This window comes from Pseudobdellovibrio sp. HCB154, assembly GCF_046267985.1.
Lineage (GTDB): Bacteria > Bdellovibrionota > Bdellovibrionia > Bdellovibrionales > Bdellovibrionaceae > Pseudobdellovibrio.
In genome coordinates this window covers 505,513-524,653 of sequence record NZ_CP176530.1, presented here as the reverse complement: position 1 = coordinate 524,653, position 19,141 = coordinate 505,513, and the positions used below count along the sequence as shown (strand labels likewise).

Genomic DNA, 19,141 nt, shown 5'->3' with positions numbered 1-19,141 from the left:
CTTATATATATGTATTAAAAATATCTTTTTAAAAAAATTATTTTAAAGTCTCGGTCAGATGTTCAAGAGCTACCGCGGCCGCGGCAGCCTGAATCTCCTCGCGAGACAAAGTCTTATTATTAGTATTTACGAATTCGTGATGAAAAATCTGAGTTGCTATCTTCGTACCAGCTACCGCGAAAAACACAGTCCCTACAGGCTTTAATTCTGTTCCGCCTGTCGGACCTGCGATCCCCGTGACCGCCACCGTAACCACATCTTTCGATGTTGTCTTTTTGATTTGTGCGGCCAATCCCTCAGCCATCTGTTTCGCACATTCAGAACTTACTGCTCCAAACTGTTTGAAAACTGATTCTTGCACACCCAAAAAAGTACTTTTACTTTCATTTGCGTAGCTGACAACTGAACCCCAGAAAATATCTGAAACTCCAGCTTTTCGGCTCAACGAACTTGATAAAAGTCCTCCGGTACAGCTCTCAGCAAACCCCACTAACAAACCCTTGTCACGAATAACCTGAATAGCTTTTTCGAGGGCATTTTCCACTCGAGAATTCAGATTTTCGATTTGCACATTAGTTAGTGTCTTCATGCTTAATCCGTAATTACTTTCATATAACTTACATATGAACTTACATATCACTTACACATATGTAAAGAGGTTTTTTAAACAAAACTATTATAAGGTCTGGGTTTGCGCCCCAAGCCATGGCGTGTAGGTATAAACCATCTGAAGAATAATATTGCACACAATTCCAGCAGCAATATCATCGATCACCACACCAACACCACCTTTTACTTTTTGATCAAGTTGTCTGATCGGAGGCGGTTTTACAATATCAACGATGCGAAACAAAACAAATCCCGCGACCAAACTTTGCCAAGTCATCGGAAGCCAAGTCATCGTAATTAAAAATCCAACCACTTCATCAATCACAATTTCTTTTGAATCATGCGTGTGTGTGAAGTTTTCGTAAGCCTGAGCAATTAAAATCGCCGCAATACAAAGAAGTAACACAACCACCATATAAGGAATCGCATGCAATTGCGCGAGCAAATACCAAAGTGGAATTGTCGCTAATGTTCCCCATGTGCCCGGAGATTTAGGCAATCTTCCGGCTCCGAAAAATGTAGCGAGCTGAATAACGAGTTTTTGATTCATGTTTTCAAGTGTTGCTTATCTCGAACGTTACGTCCAGCGATTACCCGATGAGTTTAACAGATCCTGAGCGCTTCTCCGAGATAGGTTTGTTTAAATTAAGCTTTTGCCCTTGAGAAACGCCATGATTGTAATCACTGCTAGAGATTTGGCGCGAAGACGAACGTAAACTACGTAGCCGCGGAAAATACTCATGCACATAATCTTCAAGCTCAGCTTCAGCACGCACTATTAAAGCTTTTTCTTGCGGCTGGTGATTCACCACTTGGCCTTTCAGCTTTTGCGCAAAACCATCAAGTAACCCCAGCTTCATAGAAGTTCCTGGGTAGGACTTACAGGCACGCAGCAGGAAATGATAAACATATTCAGCCATCAAAGTGTTCTCTTTTAAACCAATCACTTCTAAAGCTTGATAGTGCTCTACAGTTTTTGCGTTAAATTCGTGAACCACAATCACTTGTACGAAATAAAATTCGACAAGCATCGAGATAATTTTCTTTTCAATTAAAGATAATCTTTTTTTGCCCGTTGAAATCAGAACATGAGCCACATCACTTTTTTGCCCAAGATCTGCTTGTTCAAGATTATATTTTAAATACAACTCACGCACCTTCGTGGCCGCAAGACTGGCTTCGTGCTCATTCGAAGAACTGGCTAATGACATCAGCTTTTTAACTTTTTCAATCAACGGATTTGCGACTTCTTCGATAGAAAAATCAGGATTTTCAGAAGCAAGTTCAACTTTTGTCGAACGATACTGGCTATGCAGTTTTAACTTTTCACAGGCTTCGTGAAATTCTTTTCCATGAGCTGAAACATCGGCCTGTGGGTAATTCTCATAAACCCATTGATGAGCCATTTCATGTTTTAGGACCCCCAAAACATGCGCCCACGAAAACTTCTGCACTAAATTTCTTGAAAGAGAAATTGTGCGGGCTAAATGATCGTACTCACCCCACTTCGTTGCCGAATCAAAGAGCTGAATATTCACTAAAAGAAATTTCATTTTGCGAGTTTTCGCAATTTCTAAAAACTCACGGCGAAGTTCTAATAAAATTAGTTTTTCGGAATCGAAATGGTTACGCATCTTCAGCAGTATACTTTTTCTTCCAGCCCAAGGTCTAGCCTGAAGGCTTCATTGCTGGACGAAAAAGTGATTAGAAATCATACTGATTCAAGTTTATTTGCATTAGGGTCGTGTCGAAGACACGCGAAAGGAAACAACATGAAAAAAATTATCGCTTTATTAGCTTTAGCATCATTATGCGGTTGCGCTTCTGTACAACCTGTTGGTGGTTTAATTTACGCTGACGTTCAAGGCCCGGTGGCTACAACTCACTTACCTAAAGGTCCTTTACGTGGTGAAGCTTGTGCAACTGGTTGGTTCGGTTTATTTGCAACTGGTGATGCTTCTGTCGCTGAAGCTGCAAAAGCTGGTGGTATGTCAATCGTATCGCATATCGATCAACACAGCACAAATATCGTAGTTTACACTAAGTACTGCACAGTAGCTTACGGTTATAAAGGCGGAGCGAAAGCTCAATAGTTCTTTTTGATTTTCATGAGCGGGCGGTCAAGTAAACTTCAACGACTGCCCGTCTCGATTTTATCTTTTCTTAATCTAACTAAGCTCTACCCGTTTTAACCTGCGATAGCGAAGTCATCTGTTTCATCGTTTTTTCTAAACCATCTGTCGAACCATCTAAAAAGATCGTATTACCTTTACCATTTTCAGCAAAGTGTTTGATCGCATCTGTCCACATCGAGAATAAAATAAATGAACTGTCTAAGCCGGCGTTTTTCATTTCATCAGCCGCTTTAGCCATACCTTTTGCAACCTCTTCACGGAATAAAGCAATACCTTCACCACGAAGTTTTGAAGCTTCTTTTTCAGCTTCAGCAGAAATTTTAATCGCCATACCATCAGCTTCAGCCGCTTTGGTTTTTTTGATTAATAAAGCTAGCGCTTCATTCTCAGCGGCGGCTCTTAAGTTTGAAGAGGCCACAACTTGTGCCATCGATTGCATGATTGTTTCATCGAAAGTGATGTCATTTAATTGCATATCGATTAAGTGGTAACCCCAAGATTTTAAATCTTCATCAAGCTGGGCCTTAACCGCATTTACGATATCTTTGCGTAAACCTAAAATTTCATTTTGGCGCTTAGTAGCCACGAAACCGCGCACTGAACCTTCAACTGTTCTGTTTAATGTTTGCATTAAAGAACCGAAGTCGATGAATTTAAACGCCACATCTTTAATTGTCGCTTCAGTTTGATCAATAACTGCATAAAGTAATAAGGCTTTGAAATTTACATTTGCCTGATCTTGGGTGATCGCTTGGAATTGCAATTCAACCGATTGATTTTGAATCGATACACGGCGAAAGATCACTTCAAAAAACGGAATTTTAAAATTTAAACCTGGATACATGATACGGCGGTATTTACCGAACATTGTAACAACAGACACTGTTCCTTGATTAACGGTTACAAATAATCCGCCAACAAAAGATAGAACGATTAAAGCAATAATAATTGTTGAGAAACTTAATGTTTCAAACATAACACACTCCTGAAAGTGTGTTTATGTTAGGCCGCAGTTATTCTTCCGGCAAGTATTTCTCGATAAACTCTAAGTACTCCCACGTCATTCTTTTTACACCTTCAAAGATTTCGCCGTTCTTATCAGCTTGTAATGCTTTAAGATAAGAACCTGCGTTCTTTTGCTGACTTACCATGCGGCCTTTGTACCATGCATTATAAAGACTTAAATCTTGAAATTCTTCTTGTTGGCTCATGGTTTTTGCCTTATTCGCGTAGTCATAAAAATAAAGTGGTTTCGGACGTAAGACAAAACGTTTATCGCCATCGATATTCACGTTTACTTCTTGATAGTTCGCATCTGTTTGGCCTTTACCAATCACATGAAAATTTAAAATCTCTTGCAGCGAAACATCTTGCGGTTGGTAGTTTTCAATACCTGACTCAAAATCTTGTTTTAATTCGTAAAGTGTATTGCGGCCGTCTTTACCTTTAACTAACCCGATAAAGCGTAAGGCTCCACCTTCGCCATTGACAGAACCTGAACCGCCGCCTTCTTTTTCGCGGCCACCGACATCTAAAACCTCTAAGCCTTCTGATAGATGTCTTCTAAAAATTTCCATCACAAGATTATGCATTTTTTTATCTGTAATTTTTGTCGAACGTTCGCCATCGTTAATCAAACGATCTCCGTTAGAAAATTTTAAAGCTTTTTTCACTTCCATATCGCGAAATTGCTCTGGCGACATTTCTAAAAGTTCAGTAATACGTTTCGGAGGATTTTTATATTCTTTACCTTCGATACCGCGTTGGTATTGTTCCCATAAATCGCTGGCTTTCACTTTTTTCACGCTATCGACAGCTTTTGTCGCAATTAAAAACTTAGCAAAATCTAAAATATACGGTCCGCGACCAGCATCATCGTAATCAAGCGAACGCCATTTCACTTTACCATTTACCACTGTAGGGCCATAGTTTCCGTTATGCGGGTCACCTTCAATCATACCTTCGTATTTCAGAATATTTTCTGGAACAAAATCACCCGAATATTTTTTAAACCAAGCCCAAGACTGAGGAGCATTGCTGCGGGCTAATTTAGTCAGTTTGTCAGAACTAATAGCGACCTTGACTTGTTCGTAGGCAATAGGCGGATTTTTGGTACCAAATAAGCTTCCACAGGTGACCGTTGCCTTGGCCATAGGAGCCAAAAACAATACAGCTAGAACTGAGTGTCTCAATGTGAAACGCTTGGCATTTGTCATAAAATCACCTCTTATACCAAGCAAACAATTGCAGCTTTTAGACCAACCCGCTAAAGTTGATTTCCATGCGACGCCTGCCACCCCGAAAATTAGATCCTAACTACGTTGCTCCCATGCTGACCCTAAACCAGGGTAAAGACCGCGTGGTGGAAATGTTTGGCGCACGCGATTACACTTTGAAAGAAATCGAGAAAAAATTAAAAAAACGTCTTGAGCCACAGCTGATGAAAGAGCTTTTAGAATGGGTCGCGGTTCAGTCGTGGTTTCCCACCGAAGAAAACATGACCGAACAATTCGTACGCGCCTTAGGCCGTCGAAAAAAAGGGCAAAATTACATCAACCAAAAATTAAAAGCCGCAGGTCTTAAATCCGTTAAGATTTCAGCTGAGGTCGAGCTTGAAAAAGCCTTAGAATTGCTAAAAGTTAAGTGGGATGAGACCGAATTTCAGGGTTTGGGCTTTAAAGAGCTGCAAAAACAGAAAGCCAAGGTCATTCGATTCCTCGCTGGACGTGGATTTAACCTTTCCACAGCAAGTCAGGCCTATAATTCTTATTTTAAAACAGGTAAGGTAGACAACTATGATGAAGAATACTGAAGTTAGAAATGCATTTGTTAACTATTTCAAAAAAAATGGCCACACTCACGTAGCAAGCTCAAGCTTAATTCCTGAGAACGATCCGACATTACTTTTCACAAACGCCGGCATGAATCAGTTTAAAAACTGTTTCTTAGGTTTAGAAAAACGTGATTACACAAAAGCCGTAACATCGCAAAAATGTGTACGCGCCGGTGGTAAACACAATGACTTAGATAACGTTGGTTTCACAGCCCGTCACCACACATTCTTTGAAATGTTAGGTAACTTTTCTTTCGGTGATTACTTCAAAAAAGATGCGATTCACTACGCTTGGGAATTTCTAACTGTAGAATTAAAAATTCCTAAAGATAAATTATACGTCACAGTTTTCTTAGATGACGATGAGGCCGCTGATATCTGGCACAAACAAGAAGGTGTACCTAAAGATCGCATCTTCCGTTTAGGCGAAAAAGATAACTTCTGGAGAATGGGCGATGTAGGCCCGTGCGGTCCATGTTCTGAAATTTTCTACGATCACGGCCCAGACTTCGGAAAAATCGCTGATCCCTTTGAATCTATCAAAGCTGGTGAAGACCGTTACGTAGAAATCTGGAATCTAGTATTCATGCAATTTGAAGAAACAGCTCCAGGTCAAATGACTCCACTTCCAAAACCATCTGTAGATACAGGTTCTGGTTTTGAACGTTTAACAGCCGCGGTTCAAGATTGCTGGAATAACTACAACACAGATTTATTCCAAGAAATTATCAAAACAGGTTTAGCAAAAGCGAATTCAAAACTCGATTACAATGAAATGATGAAGTGGGAACGCGCCAACATTAAAACGTTAAATTCAGGTGCCGCTTTATCCACTGAACAAAAACAAAAATTCGAAGACTTAACAGCGGTTCGCGTATTAGCTGATCACTGCCGTTCAACTTCGTTTTTATTAGCTGACGGTGCTCTTCCTTCAAACGAAGGCCGTGGTTATGTATTACGTCGTATCATGCGTCGTGCGATCCGTTACGGCCGTAAGATTTCAACTGAAAAATCTTTGTTACTTCCGATGGCTGAAGCGTTAATCGTGGCGATGGGTGATTTCTACCCAGAATTAAAACAACGCAAAGACGCTATTTTATCAACGATCCGCGATGAAGAAGCCCGTTTCTTACAAACATTAGATAACGGTACTGTGATCTTTCACGACGAGATCAAAAAATTAAAAGCGGCTAACAGCAAAACGATTTCTGGCGAGACGATTTTCAAACTTTACGACACGTACGGATTTCCGGTGGATTTAACAGCGTTAATGGCTGCTGAATTAGGATTTGCGGTAGATGAAGCTGGTTTTGAAAAAGTGATGCAAGCTTCAAAAGAAAAAGCGAAATCATCTTGGAAAGCGAAGTCACTTCAAGCTGATGAAAAGCATGTGATCGAATTCGGTCAAAAACATTCTTCTCAACCAACGAAATTTATTGGTTATGACCACTTAGTTGCAAAATCAAAAGTGATTGCTCTTTCGAATGGTTCAAAAGAAGTAGCGTCACTTAAAGCTGGCGAAACTGGGTACGCAATTTTAGATACAACTCCATTCTATGCTGAAGGTGGAGGTCAAGTTGGTGATCATGGTTTATTATTATCAACGAACGTCGATGCTAAAGTTCACGACTGCGTAAAACAAGGTTCGGTCTTCTTACACCAAATCGAAGTGATCACTGGTGAATTAAAATTAAATGAAACTGTTAACGCGCACGTTGAATCTAAAGAGCGTCGTCAAACAGCAAGCAACCACTCCGCAACTCACTTAATGCATTCAGCATTAAGAATCGTTTTAGGTACGCACGTAACTCAAGCAGGTTCATTAGTTGATAGCTCAAAAACACGTTTCGACTTTACTCACAACAAACCATTAACTGCAGAAGAAATTAAAAAGATCGAAGAGTTAGTGAACACTGAGATTTCTCATGCTCACACGGTTAAAGTTGAAAACATGGGGCACAAAGCTGCCATCGACAAAGGCGCAATGGCGTTATTCGGTGAAAAATACGGTGATGAGGTTCGTGTATTAACTATGGGTCAACCTGTGTTAGCAGCGAATGAAAAACCATTCTCGATCGAATTATGCGGTGGTACGCACGTTCACAACACAGCTGAAATCAGAGCTTTTAAAATCACTTCTGAATCAGGCGTAAGTGCTGGGGTTCGCCGTATTGAAGCGATCACTGGTGATGCGGTGATTGAGTTATTTATGAAAAATACGGAAGAAGTTAAACAAGCGCGACAAGCTACTGGCTTAGCTTCTGATAAATCGATCGTTGAATGGATTGAAGCTAAAAAAGAAGAAGTTAAAGATTTACAAAAACAAATCAAAAAAGCTCAATCTGGCCAAATTAACGTGGATGAAATCGCCAAAACAGCGCAAACATTTGCGGGCGATGCAAAATACGTTTTTGCCGATCTTGCTTTAGATGATCGCGAAGTGCTTTCGCAAATTAACGATCAGTTAAAAAATAAAATCCAAAAAGGCGTGGTGATCGTGATGGGTTCTGGCGAAGCCACTCATCCGGTGATTATCTCTGTCACTAAAGATTTAACATCGCAGTACCAAGCGGGAACTTTATTAAAAGATTTCGCCCAAGTGCTTGGTGGTAAAGGTGGCGGACGTCCTGACTTCGCGCAAGGTGCGGTTCCTGATCGTTCTAAGATCAAAGAAGCGAACCAAGTTGTGTACACTAAATTGGGAATTAAATAATTCTTAAATAGGACTTAATTCCCCGTCTGTTTTCTACATTCGCATGAGAGCTCTATGACGATTGGCATAGAGCTGGCATTTCCGAGGGTTTCTTAAAAAAATTCTTCGGAAATGAAAGGAAAAAATCTCATGCAATCTTTAGTTAACAAATTTTTTACCATCCTGTTTCTTGTTTTTGCCACAGCCTTTGCGCAAGCAGCACCTTGGGGCACAGTGCATGGTTACAAGTTCAATGACCTTAACGGTAACGGTGTTGATAATGGCGAGCCGCGCTTAGGTGGAATCACTATTTCCATTCAAGGTAACGGCGTTCAAATGTCTGATGTTACAGATGCTATGGGCCGTTATGATTTCACCAATCTTCCATTTCAAGAATATATTGTCTGCGAAGTTCTAGGGATTAACTCGCCTTGGACACCAACGACTCCGCAATGTGTAGAAATTGAATTAACACCAAAAGATTCAAGCGACATGGTTATCTTCGGTAACAAACGTAAACCTGATGAAGATAAAGGTTGTACACGCACGCAAGGCTTCTGGGGCAGCAGCCCGCAAGGCCAAGCTTTAGTGAAAGCCTTCTTTCCACCACCAACAACTCTAGCTTTGGGTGGCCATGGTTACACAGCCATACAATTAGACAGTATTCTTGATGCGCCAGTTGGCGGCAATGCCATCATCAATTTAGCGCATCAGTTAATTGCGGCGAAATTAAATATTTTAAATGGCGCGAGCAGTGCGCCGATTCTGGCCACAATTAACAGTGCAGACGCGGCGATTGGTGCGTTAATTATCCCACCGATTGCAGGTGGCGCTGTGGTTTCTCCGGCATCGCCGTTAGGAATGACGATGACTAGCTTAGCTTCTGATTTAGATAAATATAATAAAGGTGAAACCGGAGTGCCTCACTGTAACTAGTTTTCAGAAAATAAGTTTTTCGAAATGGGGAATAAAAGAGACTTTATTCCCCATCTTTACGTTCAATAAGTTATGGGATGACCATTACCCTTGGCATAACGCTGGCATTGACGAGTGGTTCCGAGCTATTTGCCCAAGGAAAGGAACAAATATCCCATGCAATCATTAAGTCTTAAAATCGTATCGGTTCTCTTATTAACATTAACGTCAGTTAAATCGTACGCTGCAACGACTGGATCAGTTCAAGGCTACGTCTTTCATGATGTGAACAGCAACGGCGCTGATGACAGTGAAGGTGGCTTACCGGGCTTTACAGTGGTTTTAAAAAACTTAGATGGCACAGCCGTTCGCATGGCTGATTTGACCAATGGCGAAGGCCTATTTTCATTTGCAGATTTGCCTTTCCAAAAATATCTGGTGTGTGAGGTCTTTCCTGCAGATTCAAAATGGGTAACGACAACCGCCCAGTGCCAAGAAATTGAAGTTTCAGAAATAAACGCTGCCGTCATGATATCTATTGGCAACAGACCCCGCTTAGATACGGATCTTGGCTGCACTCGCTCATTCGCAGGATGGACAGGCACACCCCAAGGTCAGCTGCTGTTTAAATTTTTAGTGCAAGACCCAACAACAATCACGCTGGGTACAAATAAATACAATTCTCCGCAATTAATTTCACTCTTAACAATGCCCATCAACGGCAATGCTTTATTAACTTTAGGACAGCAACTGATTATCACAAAAACAAACATCATGGCCACAGCCAGCGGCACAGCCATCGCCGCTACCGTAACCAATGCCGATACCGCATTAGCTGGATTATCGATGCCACTGGGAAATAATAATTTTATCGATGCAACAACCGTTGAAGGTAAAAAAATGCTTAAGCTTGCCAATGAGCTTAATAGATTCAACGACGGAAAAGCCGGCGTTCCTATTTGTCAGTAATTTTTTTGGCTATTGGCCGCAACCTAGCTGTGGTAACTGGCTACGAACTGTATCAATCCAGCCTCGTAAGGCGCTAGGTTGATCTTCACAAAGATCAACCTTATTAGATCCACAGGCATCAGAAGCTGAACCTAATTGAATCACGTCATTTGAAGTAACCACTTCAGCATAAGGTTCTTGAATCACTTGTGCGCAGGCTTCAGTTGCTGAAGGGCCACCCCGGCACACTGACGAGCGCGAAAGAATCGAACGCACATCAACTAATAATTCCTGAGATAAACAGTACGTCTTTAAATCTCCACTCGCCTCATCATGCTCAGCTAGCACACCTGATTCAGGATCTAAAACGTAATTCAATTTCGTCTTCACATAAAACTTATGTGAGCCTTTTTGCATTTCTGAATTTTGTTCGGTGAAAAATTTTAATTGCTGCACTTGCAGGTCAGCTAAACTTTGGCCTTCAACTTTGTTATCAAGTTGCTGCGAACCTTCGTCGGCGAAATTACTGCGTGAACAGTTTTGATAAGAGAACAATAAAACTAGAACCAAAAAAACGATGTATTTAGTTTTCATTTTAAAGCCCCTTTTCACCCAGTCTTCTTATCGGCACAAGTAAGACGTATCTAAATGGGAAAAAGGTACTTTTTTCAGAGACAAAAACGAAAAAAAATAACTCCCTCAAAGTGTTGGTTACAAAACCGGTTCTTGAGGGAGTTATAAAATGTGATAGAGAATTTTTGCTTTTAAGAGTCCGGACCGAAGTCCGGGTCTCTATTATTACGGCTTTACGCCTACTTCGGATTAACCGCTGTGAGAAGCTTCTGTGCCTGTGCTTGCAGAGGCATAGAATTTCTTTTTAAGGTCTACTTCAACCTGAGCTACTGTCGCTTTCAATAAAACTTCAAACATCTCTTCTGGGTTGATTTTGTAAAGCTGAGATAAGCTTCTTAGGGTATTTAACGGAGGATGTGAAATACCTCTTTCCCAGTTCGAAATAAATTGAGAAGTTGAGTAGCCTAATTTTTCAGCAACGTCCTTTTGCGATAAGCCGGATTGTACGCGTTTTTCTTTTAAGAACTTTGCAAGGATCTCTATCTGATTTGTTCTTTCTGTTGTTAGCATTGCGCTCTCCTTCAAGTAACTTTTCCTAAATAAAATCTAACCTACAGGAAAATTCCGTGGCTTGACCTGTTACTTGAATACAGTTTAGCAACAAGGGTTCATTTAATAAAGCATTATTGTCAAAAACCTGTTAAGTTTTCTACACAGAGTTTTGTTGAAATCTCGGCTCTAAAAATGCTCAATGTTTCCGCAAACTTACCGCGGGACGCATTTAATTCGATTACGCCGGAAACAGATATGAAATTATGTCAAAACTGGACCTTTGACGGGAAAATCTCACATTGAGTCACATCTTAACAGGCCAAATATTATGTTAAGAACTCAGAAATCACCCTCCTTTTTCGGGAGGGTCTTTTAACAACAAAAAGTAGCAAATCAGAGTTTAAAAAAGTAAGTAAACTAAATTTGTTTAACATTTTCTTAATGTCAAAGAGTGGTTAAATAGATTCGTATTTATATATTAATGACACGAAAAATGACACAGATCCAGACCACACCAGATAGGAATTTTTTTTGAAGGAGAGAAAACACAAAAATAGCAGGATGCTATTTTTGCGCGTAGGCCAGAGGCCGGCAGCCCCGGAGCCGTAAGGCGGAGGGGTTTTGGGCAGGAGCCCAAAACAAAAAACCCACTCTTTCGAGTGGGTTTTGAGAAAACCATCTTTGGAATGTCTTTCTGTATTGAGTATACTCGTAACGATTAACGTTTTGAGTATTGACCTCTACGACGAGCACCACGGATACCGTATTTTTTACGCTCAACCATACGAGGGTCACGAGTAACGAAGCCAGCTTTTTTAAGCTCGCCTTTGAATTCAGGATTGAAAGCGATTAATGCACGAGTAACACCGTGACGGATAGCACCCGCTTGACCAGATTCACCACCACCAGAAACCATAACGCGTAAATCAAATTTACCTGCTTGGCCTAATAGTTCGATTGGTTGCATGATAACCATACGAGATTGTAAACGAGTTAAATAGTTATCAGACGTTTTACCGTTGATAGTTACTTTGCCTTTACCTGGTTTTAAGTAAACACGAGCTGAACTCGTTTTTCTTCTTCCAGTTGCGTAAAATAATTTTTCAGCTGCTGCCATATTCATTTACCTTCTTATTTGTTCTTAACTTTTACAGTGTAAGCTTGAGGTTTTTGAGCAGCATGAGGATGCTCAGCACCTGGGTATACTTTTAATTTAGTAATTAATGTTTTTGAAAGTTTGTTAACTGGTAACATACCTTTTACTGCGTCTTCAATGATGAATTGAGAATTATCTTGTCTCATGATTTCTGCAGATTTTTCTTTTAATGAACCAAAAAAGCGAGAGTGTCTGTAGTACTTTTTTGTGTTCCATTTGTTACCTGTCATTTCGATTTTGTCAGAGTTAATAACAACAACAAAACCACCAGCGTCTTGATTTGGTGTGAATGTAGGTAAGTTTTTACCACGTAGGATGTTCGCTACGTGAGTCGCTAAGCGACCTAATCTTAAACCAGATGCGTCTACGATGAACCATTGACGATCAGTTTCTTCAGTTTTTGCGTTCCAAGTTTTCATTTTTTCTCCAAAGATAGAATGAGTGTTTTAAAGTTGACGGCACCTGTTGTCAAGGTCTTGAGGATAGAAAACTCGCATTAAATATAGACCCCGGGCTTCAGCTGGTGGACCGGCCTTGCGACGGTCCTGCGCCATGAGGATTTCCTGCATAGTTTCTGGCTTCCAATCCTTGCGAAATGCCAATAATTGCGTTCCCACGATATTTCTGACCATTTGTTTCAGGAATCCAGAGCCTGTGATTGTAAATTGTGCAACCTTAGGGTTGCGCCAATTCCAGTGCGCAGAATGGATAGTTCTGACCGTATGAGCCACTTCAGTGCCTACAGATTGGAAGCTTTTAAAGTCATGTTCGCCAATAAAATACTTCGAACACTCATTTAAATAGTCTAAATCCATCGGCTTTCTCATCCAACTCATCGTCCGTGCATTAATCGCGCTCGGTTGAGGTTGGTTCAGAATTAAATAGCGATAGGTTTTCTTATCTGCCGAAATTGTTGCGTGAAAATCATCGGGAGCAAGCCATGCTTTTTTCACAACGATAGATTCAGGAAGTTTATGTTCTACCGCTCGAGCTAAATTGAAGTTTTTTAACTTCTCTTCAGACCATGTTGTATCGAAGTGGCAGACCTGATTTAGAGCGTGGACACCGGCATCAGTTCTTCCCGAAGCATTCAGATAAACGTCATGGCAAAACACTTTCTCTAACGCATTAGTGATCGTCTGAGAAACACTGGGTTTCGTGTTATTTTCATGAGTCGCCGTCTGACGTTGCCAACCACAAAAGTCGGTCCCATCATAACTGACAGTAAATCTAATTCTCGGCATGCGAGAGGGTTTATTATAAAGAACCCCGTAAGTCCAAAATTATTATAAAAAAGTCCACGATAAGAGCACTAAGGCCGACTGGGAGGTCGGCCCACTTTAGAAAAAGGTCTACTGGAAGTAGATCAACAAAAGAAAAAAGGGTCAGCCGGAGGCTGATCAAAACCAGAAGTTCGGCCCCGAGATTAAACTAAAAATCAAAACCCATACCGGCTTGAACGTAGCCGTTTTCAAGGGAAAAAGCTTCCGAACTGACGCTAAGAAATTTGTACTCAACGCTTAACCATAAGTTTTTGATATCGTATTCAGTTTCAAATTCAGACCCTAAATCGCGGTCGATCGCTGAAAGATTTAATAAACCGCCGCCAAAAGCATAAAAGCCGGGAGCTCCGATACCTTTTAGTTCTGATTTATCTTCACGTTTTTCAGCCAGCACCGTGTACACACCGCCACCACCGAAATAGGGAACTAAAATTTGGCGGTCACGATATTCAAAACGATAAATACCGCCAGCAAAAACCGGAACCGTTAAAAAAGAATACGATTCAACCGATTCAGTATTTAAATCTGAAACTAAGCGGCCTTGCCCTTGGGCGTAGCTGATCGATACACCTAATTGCAGCCCCAGTTTTCCGAAATTTACGCCGTTATCAGTAAAGAAAAAGTTTTCGTAAACATATTCAAAACCCATTCCTGAAGCGCCCGAGTAAATATCGTCGAATGTGATTGTCTGGCAGTTTTGATCATTCTCGTCACATACTTCTGATTCAACATCAGGGTTTGAAACCATACCTAAACGCACATGGCTTGAGTGTTTTACGTTTTGCGGTTCTGGTTTATAGATGTAAACACCGTCTTTATCAATTTTTACTAGCCCGTCAGCTTGTGCGCCTGGCTTCTGAACCTTTTTTTCATTCGGAAATAACTGCGCATACGCCCGCGTTTGAGCTAAAAACGCGATCGAAAATAACACTAAGAAAATTTTTAAACGGTTGCGGTTACTTACACCAAACGTTTTCCAGAGCTGAACAAAAAACTTCATTTGGCGTAAGAATAAAATTGTCATCACTAATCCTAAAAGAGCGTACAAGAAACCAAATTTAAGACTTAATAATGAAAAGAAATAAAACGGATATAACATCACACGCGCCGCAAATCTTAACACTTCAGATTGCGCGATAAAGTTAGCCGCTGGTGGAGAGTATTCGTAATACGCTTTTACAAACTCACGGCCAAAATCGTAGGGAATTAAAAAGTGGTTACGAAATTGTCTGAACGTTTCAACTTCTTTCGCCATATCAGAGCCAAAAGCTGCTGTTGAAATAAAACAGCTTTTATCATCCAGTAAACCTACAACCTCTGAGGGCTGCCCACAGTTTTCAGCGGCAGTTCCCCCAGTGGTTAAATAAAAAATATTCTGAGCTTTATTGATATTACCCATGATCAGGCAGTAATCGTGATAATTTTCAAAACCATCCAAAGTCGCATCAATACTGTAATCTGTTGTATCATACGCTTTAATAATCGGATCACTGCTTGCTGTCGAAACATTCGCGGGGCTTAATGCTTGCCCTGTTTGGTCTTGTGAGAAGAAAACAACCCCGTACCACTCAGGCGCTCCCGATGGCACCAATGGTGTTGACGATGACAAGATCAGATCGCGCATAAATAATTTTTCGTCACCACCGACATCTAAAATAAAGCCACAGGCGCCAAACTTTGTATTATCTTGCGAAGCACACACCGCTTGTTGGTTAATCGCTGCTTGAGTCGTATCGATATGATGTAAATAAATCGGAAAAGAAGTCGTTTCACTTTCTTCCATACCATCGCCATCGGCATCAATGCCGACAAAAATTTTGCGGCTTGAATCAAACGATAAACCTGTGGTCGGTGTCGATGCAGGATTACAAACCCCATCGAAGTTACTATCGGCATCACAAACATCACCCCAGTCAAATGTCACTGGTACTGTCACTGTGGCACTCGCAGCCGCTGTAAGTGTTCCGTTAGTTCCGATTTGAACAGCACTGTCAAAACCACTTGTACCCGTGTAAACCTTGACCGCGCGGTTTGTGACCGCTGCACCTGTTGTAATCGTAATGCCAATTTGTAAAGTCGAATGAACACTTGCCGGATTACAACCCACCGCTGGAGTTGCCGTATTAGTGCAGGTATTACAAGTGCTGCCTGTCGATGGGCTTGCGCAAGTTCCTGCAATACCACCATAAAGAGAAACTCCACCAGATTCATCAGTTTCAGTGAAGCTTCCACCACTTGCACTAATGATAGTAAAATCAGCGGCCTGAACTGCCGAGAAAAATAACAAAATGGATAGAATTAAACTACGCTGCAACATCACCTAAATATTGCAGCACTAAAGTTTAGGCTTTGCTAGGAAAAAATGCGTTCTGCGATCTGTAAACCGTTGAGAGCGGCACCTTTTTTAAGATTGTCTGAAACCACCCACATTAACCAACGATTTGGGTTATGACGATCTTGGTGAATACGACCTACAAACACAGGGTCTTCGCCAGATACATCAATCGCTGTTGGATAGTCGTCTTGCATAACTGCTAAACCTTCAAAAGAACCTAAAGTGTTGATCACTTCGTCTTTTGTAGCTGGTTTGTTTAAAGTGACCCAAACCGCTTCAGAATGAGCATTTAAAGCTGGAATACGCACAGTAAACGCAGAAACTTTAATTTTATCATCACCCATAATTTTGCAAGTTTCGTTCATGATTTTAGTTTCTTCAGTACAGAAACCATCAGCACCGAAACCACCGATTTGTGGAATACAGTTAAAAAGAATTTGTTTCGGAAAAATTTTAGCGGCGTGATCCGGTGTTTGAAAGTTTCTAGTCTGATCTAATAACTCATCAAAACCTGGAAGGCCTGCACCGCTCACCGCTTGGTAGCTTGATACAGTCACATCAGAAATTCCGAATTTATCGTATAAAGGTTTAAGCGCTACCACTAACTGAATTGTTGAACAGTTAGGATTTGCGATAATTTGTGGTTTTGAATTTTCATTTAATAAATGACCATTCACTTCAGGAACAACTAAGTTAATGCCTTGATCCATACGAAATGCGTTTGAGTTATCAATCGCAAATGCGCCAGATTTCACAGCTTGTGGAGCCCATTCTTTTGAAATGTCGTCACCTGATGAGAAGAACACCATATCAAGGCCATCAAAGCAGCCTGGTTTTAAAACCTGACAAGCCCATTCTTTTCCGGCTAATTCTAATTTAACACCTAAAGATTTATCAGAAGCAAACGGACGAAGTTCAGCAATAGGAAACGCATACTCTTCTAACATGTTGATGAATGTTTCACCCACCACGCCAGTAGCACCTACTAAACCAACTTTTAAAGCCTTTTTCCAGGGTTTCATTAGTCGACCTCTTCTTGTAAATCGTTTTCATTCGTGTTTGCCGGAGCGTAAACGCTAGCAGGTAATTGTTTGCGGTTTTTTCCCCAACGGAAAATTCCGAACACAGCACCTAAAGCCGCATAACCGAAGAATAAAACGAACAACATCACTTCAGGGCGAAGTGCGACAACGAATAAAACAATCACACCCGCGATTAAATATCTAAACGGCAAACGTTGTTTTAAATCGATATCTTTAAATGAACGGTATCTGAAGTTAGACACCATCACGAAAGCTAATAAAATTGTAACAACTAATAAAGCGATATTACCTTCAGCGGGCCAGCCCATATCTTCAAACGCTAAGAACGCTGAAGCGATAATACCTGCCGCCATCGGAATTGGTAAACCTTGGAAGTAGTTTTTCTCAACCACGCCCACTTGCACATTGAAACGCGCTAAACGTAAAACACCGCACGCTGCAAATAAGAATGAAGCCATGTACCCTAAACGCCCGAACGGTTGTAATGACCAGAAGTACATAAGCATTCCCGGCGCCACACCGAAGCTGACAGCATCACATAAAGAATCTAACTCAGCACCGAACTTTGATGTAGCGCGAGTTAAACGAGCTAAACGACCATCTAGTTGGTCAAAGATCGCAGCTACAACGATCGCGATCGCTGCGGCTTTATAATCTTTTTCAAAAGTTTTAATAATCGAAAAAAATCCGCAGAATAAGTTACCGATCGTTACTAGATTCGGCAAAATATAAACGTACATTCCCAGGCGTTTGCCTGATTTTGTTTTCTCTTCAAGCTCATCGAATGAATCAACCATAATTTATCCTATGCAATTATTTTAAATGCTGAAAAATATTAAAAAAAGTAAAAACGCAATATAACCCGATGCTGCTAAGAACCGGCATCGTGAAGTTATCATCAATTTTAGCTACCGGAACTAATTCCGCTAAAGCGCCAATTAAACCGGCGATTAGGCTTACCACTAAGATATAGTCGCTGATATTTTTAAAGTATAAATACGCAAACGTAGCGATAAAACAAACAACGTAAGCTGCGACAAAACCCTGAACTGATTTATGACCAAAGATTTTATCTTTACCGTAACGAATTCCCACATAACTTGCGATTGGGTCAGCAAATGCTAAGAACAATAAACTTAAACCCACAATCTCAACCGGAAATAATAAACCGATAAAAATCACACCCGTTAAAAGGTAGGTTGTGCCCGCCGGGCGATCGAGTTCATTTTTACGCATAATTGGGCGGAACCAACGCGTAAGAGTACGATTTAACTGAGGATTGTATAAACGGATCAAATCAGGTGGAACAAATAAAAACCACCCTAAGATCAACAAACCCATGCTGATCCAGTACGGAAGAAACGTCCAACCAAGAAAGAAGATGGTAACGCCAGTCATGTGCCAGATTTTACGCGCGATATGAACGTCGGAGCGTTTTTTAAATTCGCCTTCGTAGCTGTTTAAATTTTGAGAGCTTTGAGTGTTATTCACAACCGCATAAAATTATGTAAAGGGAGCGGCCATGTCACCCAAAAAAGGGTCTAAAATAGCGTTTAGCCGATTTTAGCTTATTGAATTCGCTGAATTTTGAAGATTTGTAGTTTTTTTTGCCCGTCGTTTAGGCTGATTTCAAATTGAAGCTGATTTAAGCCTTTATCTAACTGAATAAAATCAGAGTTAAATTCGGCCTTATTCAACTTAAATAATTGGGCGTTATAACCATTCGTTGTGTTGATCAGTTCAATTTTTTTGAACTGCGACAGAGCACTGTTACAACGCGAAAGTTTTAAAATGACATGATCTGATGAAACACTGGCTGAAACTAGTTTTGTGTTATCCACTAAAAGATCGTGGCAATCTAATTTCAAGGTCGTTTCAAATGGCGTTGGCTTTTTAACTTCTTCTAACTCAAAAAAAGCCGGCTCTTCTTTGACGATCTCAACAGGTCTGATCGAAGCCGGAGTACGGCTTGAAAGACTTTGCATCGTAACTTGTTGGCTCGGTTTTAAAATATAATAGGCGCTCACGACTGATGTTACCATCAGGCAGAATATAGCCACGATTATA

20 protein-coding genes are annotated in these 19,141 nt (G+C 40.8%); 5 read left to right on the top strand and 15 right to left on the bottom strand.

What is annotated here, in order from left to right:
- Positions 1-37: 37 nt before the first annotated feature.
- The 3 genes from ACKWCF_RS02680 to ACKWCF_RS02670 all read right to left on the bottom strand — a co-directional run bounded on the left by ACKWCF_RS02680 (position 38) and on the right by ACKWCF_RS02670 (position 2,162).
- Positions 38-589, bottom strand: a complete 552-nt coding sequence (locus ACKWCF_RS02680) for a CinA family protein (protein ID WP_409479154.1) — start codon at positions 587-589, stop codon at positions 38-40.
- Between the two features lie 87 nt (positions 590-676).
- Positions 677-1,159 (bottom strand): phosphatidylglycerophosphatase A, encoded by a 483-nt coding sequence (locus tag ACKWCF_RS02675; RefSeq protein ID WP_409479153.1) that lies wholly within the window; start codon positions 1,157-1,159, stop codon positions 677-679.
- A gap of 40 nt (positions 1,160-1,199) precedes the next feature.
- Positions 1,200-2,162 (bottom strand): SprT-like domain-containing protein, encoded by a 963-nt coding sequence (locus ACKWCF_RS02670; RefSeq protein WP_409479152.1) that lies wholly within the window; start codon positions 2,160-2,162, stop codon positions 1,200-1,202.
- 219 nt (positions 2,163-2,381) lie between these two features.
- Here ACKWCF_RS02670 and ACKWCF_RS02665 point away from each other — a divergent pair, with 219 nt between their 5' ends.
- On the top strand, positions 2,382-2,702 hold the full coding sequence (locus ACKWCF_RS02665) for a TRL-like family protein (RefSeq protein WP_409479151.1): 321 nt from the start codon (positions 2,382-2,384) through the stop codon (positions 2,700-2,702).
- A 79-nt stretch (positions 2,703-2,781) separates the two neighbouring features.
- Here the strand turns inward: ACKWCF_RS02665 and ACKWCF_RS02660 are convergent, their stop codons facing one another.
- Both ACKWCF_RS02660 and ACKWCF_RS02655 read right to left on the bottom strand, forming a co-directional pair.
- The gene (locus ACKWCF_RS02660; protein WP_409479150.1) at positions 2,782-3,720 is read right to left on the bottom strand and encodes an SPFH domain-containing protein; all 939 of its coding nucleotides are present in this window, start codon (positions 3,718-3,720) and stop codon (positions 2,782-2,784) included.
- Positions 3,721-3,757: 37 nt separating this feature from the next.
- A complete protein-coding gene (locus tag ACKWCF_RS02655) occupies positions 3,758-4,960 on the bottom strand; it encodes a hypothetical protein (RefSeq protein ID WP_409479149.1) in 1,203 nt (400 codons plus the stop codon).
- A 65-nt stretch (positions 4,961-5,025) separates the two neighbouring features.
- Between ACKWCF_RS02655 and ACKWCF_RS02650 the strand changes: the two genes are divergently transcribed.
- The 4 genes from ACKWCF_RS02650 to ACKWCF_RS02635 all read left to right on the top strand — a co-directional run bounded on the left by ACKWCF_RS02650 (position 5,026) and on the right by ACKWCF_RS02635 (position 10,153).
- Positions 5,026-5,556, top strand: coding sequence for a hypothetical protein (locus ACKWCF_RS02650; protein ID WP_409479148.1), 531 nt, complete (start codon positions 5,026-5,028; stop codon positions 5,554-5,556).
- Positions 5,543-8,290, top strand: coding sequence for an alanine--tRNA ligase (alaS, locus tag ACKWCF_RS02645; protein WP_409480241.1), 2,748 nt, complete (start codon positions 5,543-5,545; stop codon positions 8,288-8,290). Before ACKWCF_RS02650 ends, alaS begins: the two co-directional genes overlap by 14 nt.
- A gap of 129 nt (positions 8,291-8,419) precedes the next feature.
- Positions 8,420-9,205 carry an SdrD B-like domain-containing protein gene (locus ACKWCF_RS02640; RefSeq protein WP_409479147.1) on the top strand — a complete coding sequence of 262 codons (786 nt, stop codon included), beginning with the start codon at positions 8,420-8,422 and terminating at the stop codon, positions 9,203-9,205.
- A 156-nt stretch (positions 9,206-9,361) separates the two neighbouring features.
- Positions 9,362-10,153, top strand: a complete 792-nt coding sequence (locus tag ACKWCF_RS02635; RefSeq protein ID WP_409479146.1) for an SdrD B-like domain-containing protein — start codon at positions 9,362-9,364, stop codon at positions 10,151-10,153.
- 9 nt (positions 10,154-10,162) lie between these two features.
- Here ACKWCF_RS02635 and ACKWCF_RS02630 read toward each other — a convergent pair whose 3' ends face one another.
- The 10 genes from ACKWCF_RS02630 to ACKWCF_RS02585 all read right to left on the bottom strand — a co-directional run bounded on the left by ACKWCF_RS02630 (position 10,163) and on the right by ACKWCF_RS02585 (position 19,116).
- Positions 10,163-10,726, bottom strand: coding sequence for a hypothetical protein (locus ACKWCF_RS02630; RefSeq protein ID WP_409479145.1), 564 nt, complete (start codon positions 10,724-10,726; stop codon positions 10,163-10,165).
- 228 nt (positions 10,727-10,954) lie between these two features.
- Complete coding sequence (locus ACKWCF_RS02625; protein WP_409479144.1) at positions 10,955-11,275, bottom strand: helix-turn-helix domain-containing protein; 321 nt, start codon at positions 11,273-11,275, stop codon at positions 10,955-10,957.
- A gap of 700 nt (positions 11,276-11,975) precedes the next feature.
- A complete protein-coding gene (gene rpsI / locus ACKWCF_RS02620) occupies positions 11,976-12,374 on the bottom strand; it encodes a 30S ribosomal protein S9 (RefSeq protein WP_409479143.1) in 399 nt (132 codons plus the stop codon).
- Between the two features lie 14 nt (positions 12,375-12,388).
- Complete coding sequence (gene rplM, locus ACKWCF_RS02615) at positions 12,389-12,832, bottom strand: 50S ribosomal protein L13 (RefSeq protein WP_409479142.1); 444 nt, start codon at positions 12,830-12,832, stop codon at positions 12,389-12,391.
- 27 nt (positions 12,833-12,859) lie between these two features.
- Positions 12,860-13,657: a tRNA pseudouridine(38-40) synthase TruA gene (gene truA, locus ACKWCF_RS02610; protein ID WP_409479141.1), complete on the bottom strand. Its 798-nt coding sequence runs from the start codon at positions 13,655-13,657 to the stop codon at positions 12,860-12,862.
- A gap of 187 nt (positions 13,658-13,844) precedes the next feature.
- The gene (locus tag ACKWCF_RS02605; RefSeq protein ID WP_409479140.1) at positions 13,845-16,013 is read right to left on the bottom strand and encodes a CFI-box-CTERM domain-containing protein; all 2,169 of its coding nucleotides are present in this window, start codon (positions 16,011-16,013) and stop codon (positions 13,845-13,847) included.
- A gap of 35 nt (positions 16,014-16,048) precedes the next feature.
- Positions 16,049-17,053, bottom strand: coding sequence for an aspartate-semialdehyde dehydrogenase (locus tag ACKWCF_RS02600; protein WP_409479139.1), 1,005 nt, complete (start codon positions 17,051-17,053; stop codon positions 16,049-16,051).
- Positions 17,053-17,871 carry a CDP-diacylglycerol--serine O-phosphatidyltransferase gene (pssA, locus tag ACKWCF_RS02595; RefSeq protein WP_409479138.1) on the bottom strand — a complete coding sequence of 273 codons (819 nt, stop codon included), beginning with the start codon at positions 17,869-17,871 and terminating at the stop codon, positions 17,053-17,055. Before pssA ends, ACKWCF_RS02600 begins: the two co-directional genes overlap by 1 nt.
- 16 nt (positions 17,872-17,887) lie before the next feature.
- Positions 17,888-18,565 carry a diacylglycerol/polyprenol kinase family protein gene (locus tag ACKWCF_RS02590; protein ID WP_409479137.1) on the bottom strand — a complete coding sequence of 226 codons (678 nt, stop codon included), beginning with the start codon at positions 18,563-18,565 and terminating at the stop codon, positions 17,888-17,890.
- A gap of 77 nt (positions 18,566-18,642) precedes the next feature.
- Positions 18,643-19,116, bottom strand: coding sequence for a hypothetical protein (locus ACKWCF_RS02585; protein ID WP_409479136.1), 474 nt, complete (start codon positions 19,114-19,116; stop codon positions 18,643-18,645).
- Positions 19,117-19,141 lie beyond the last annotated feature (25 nt).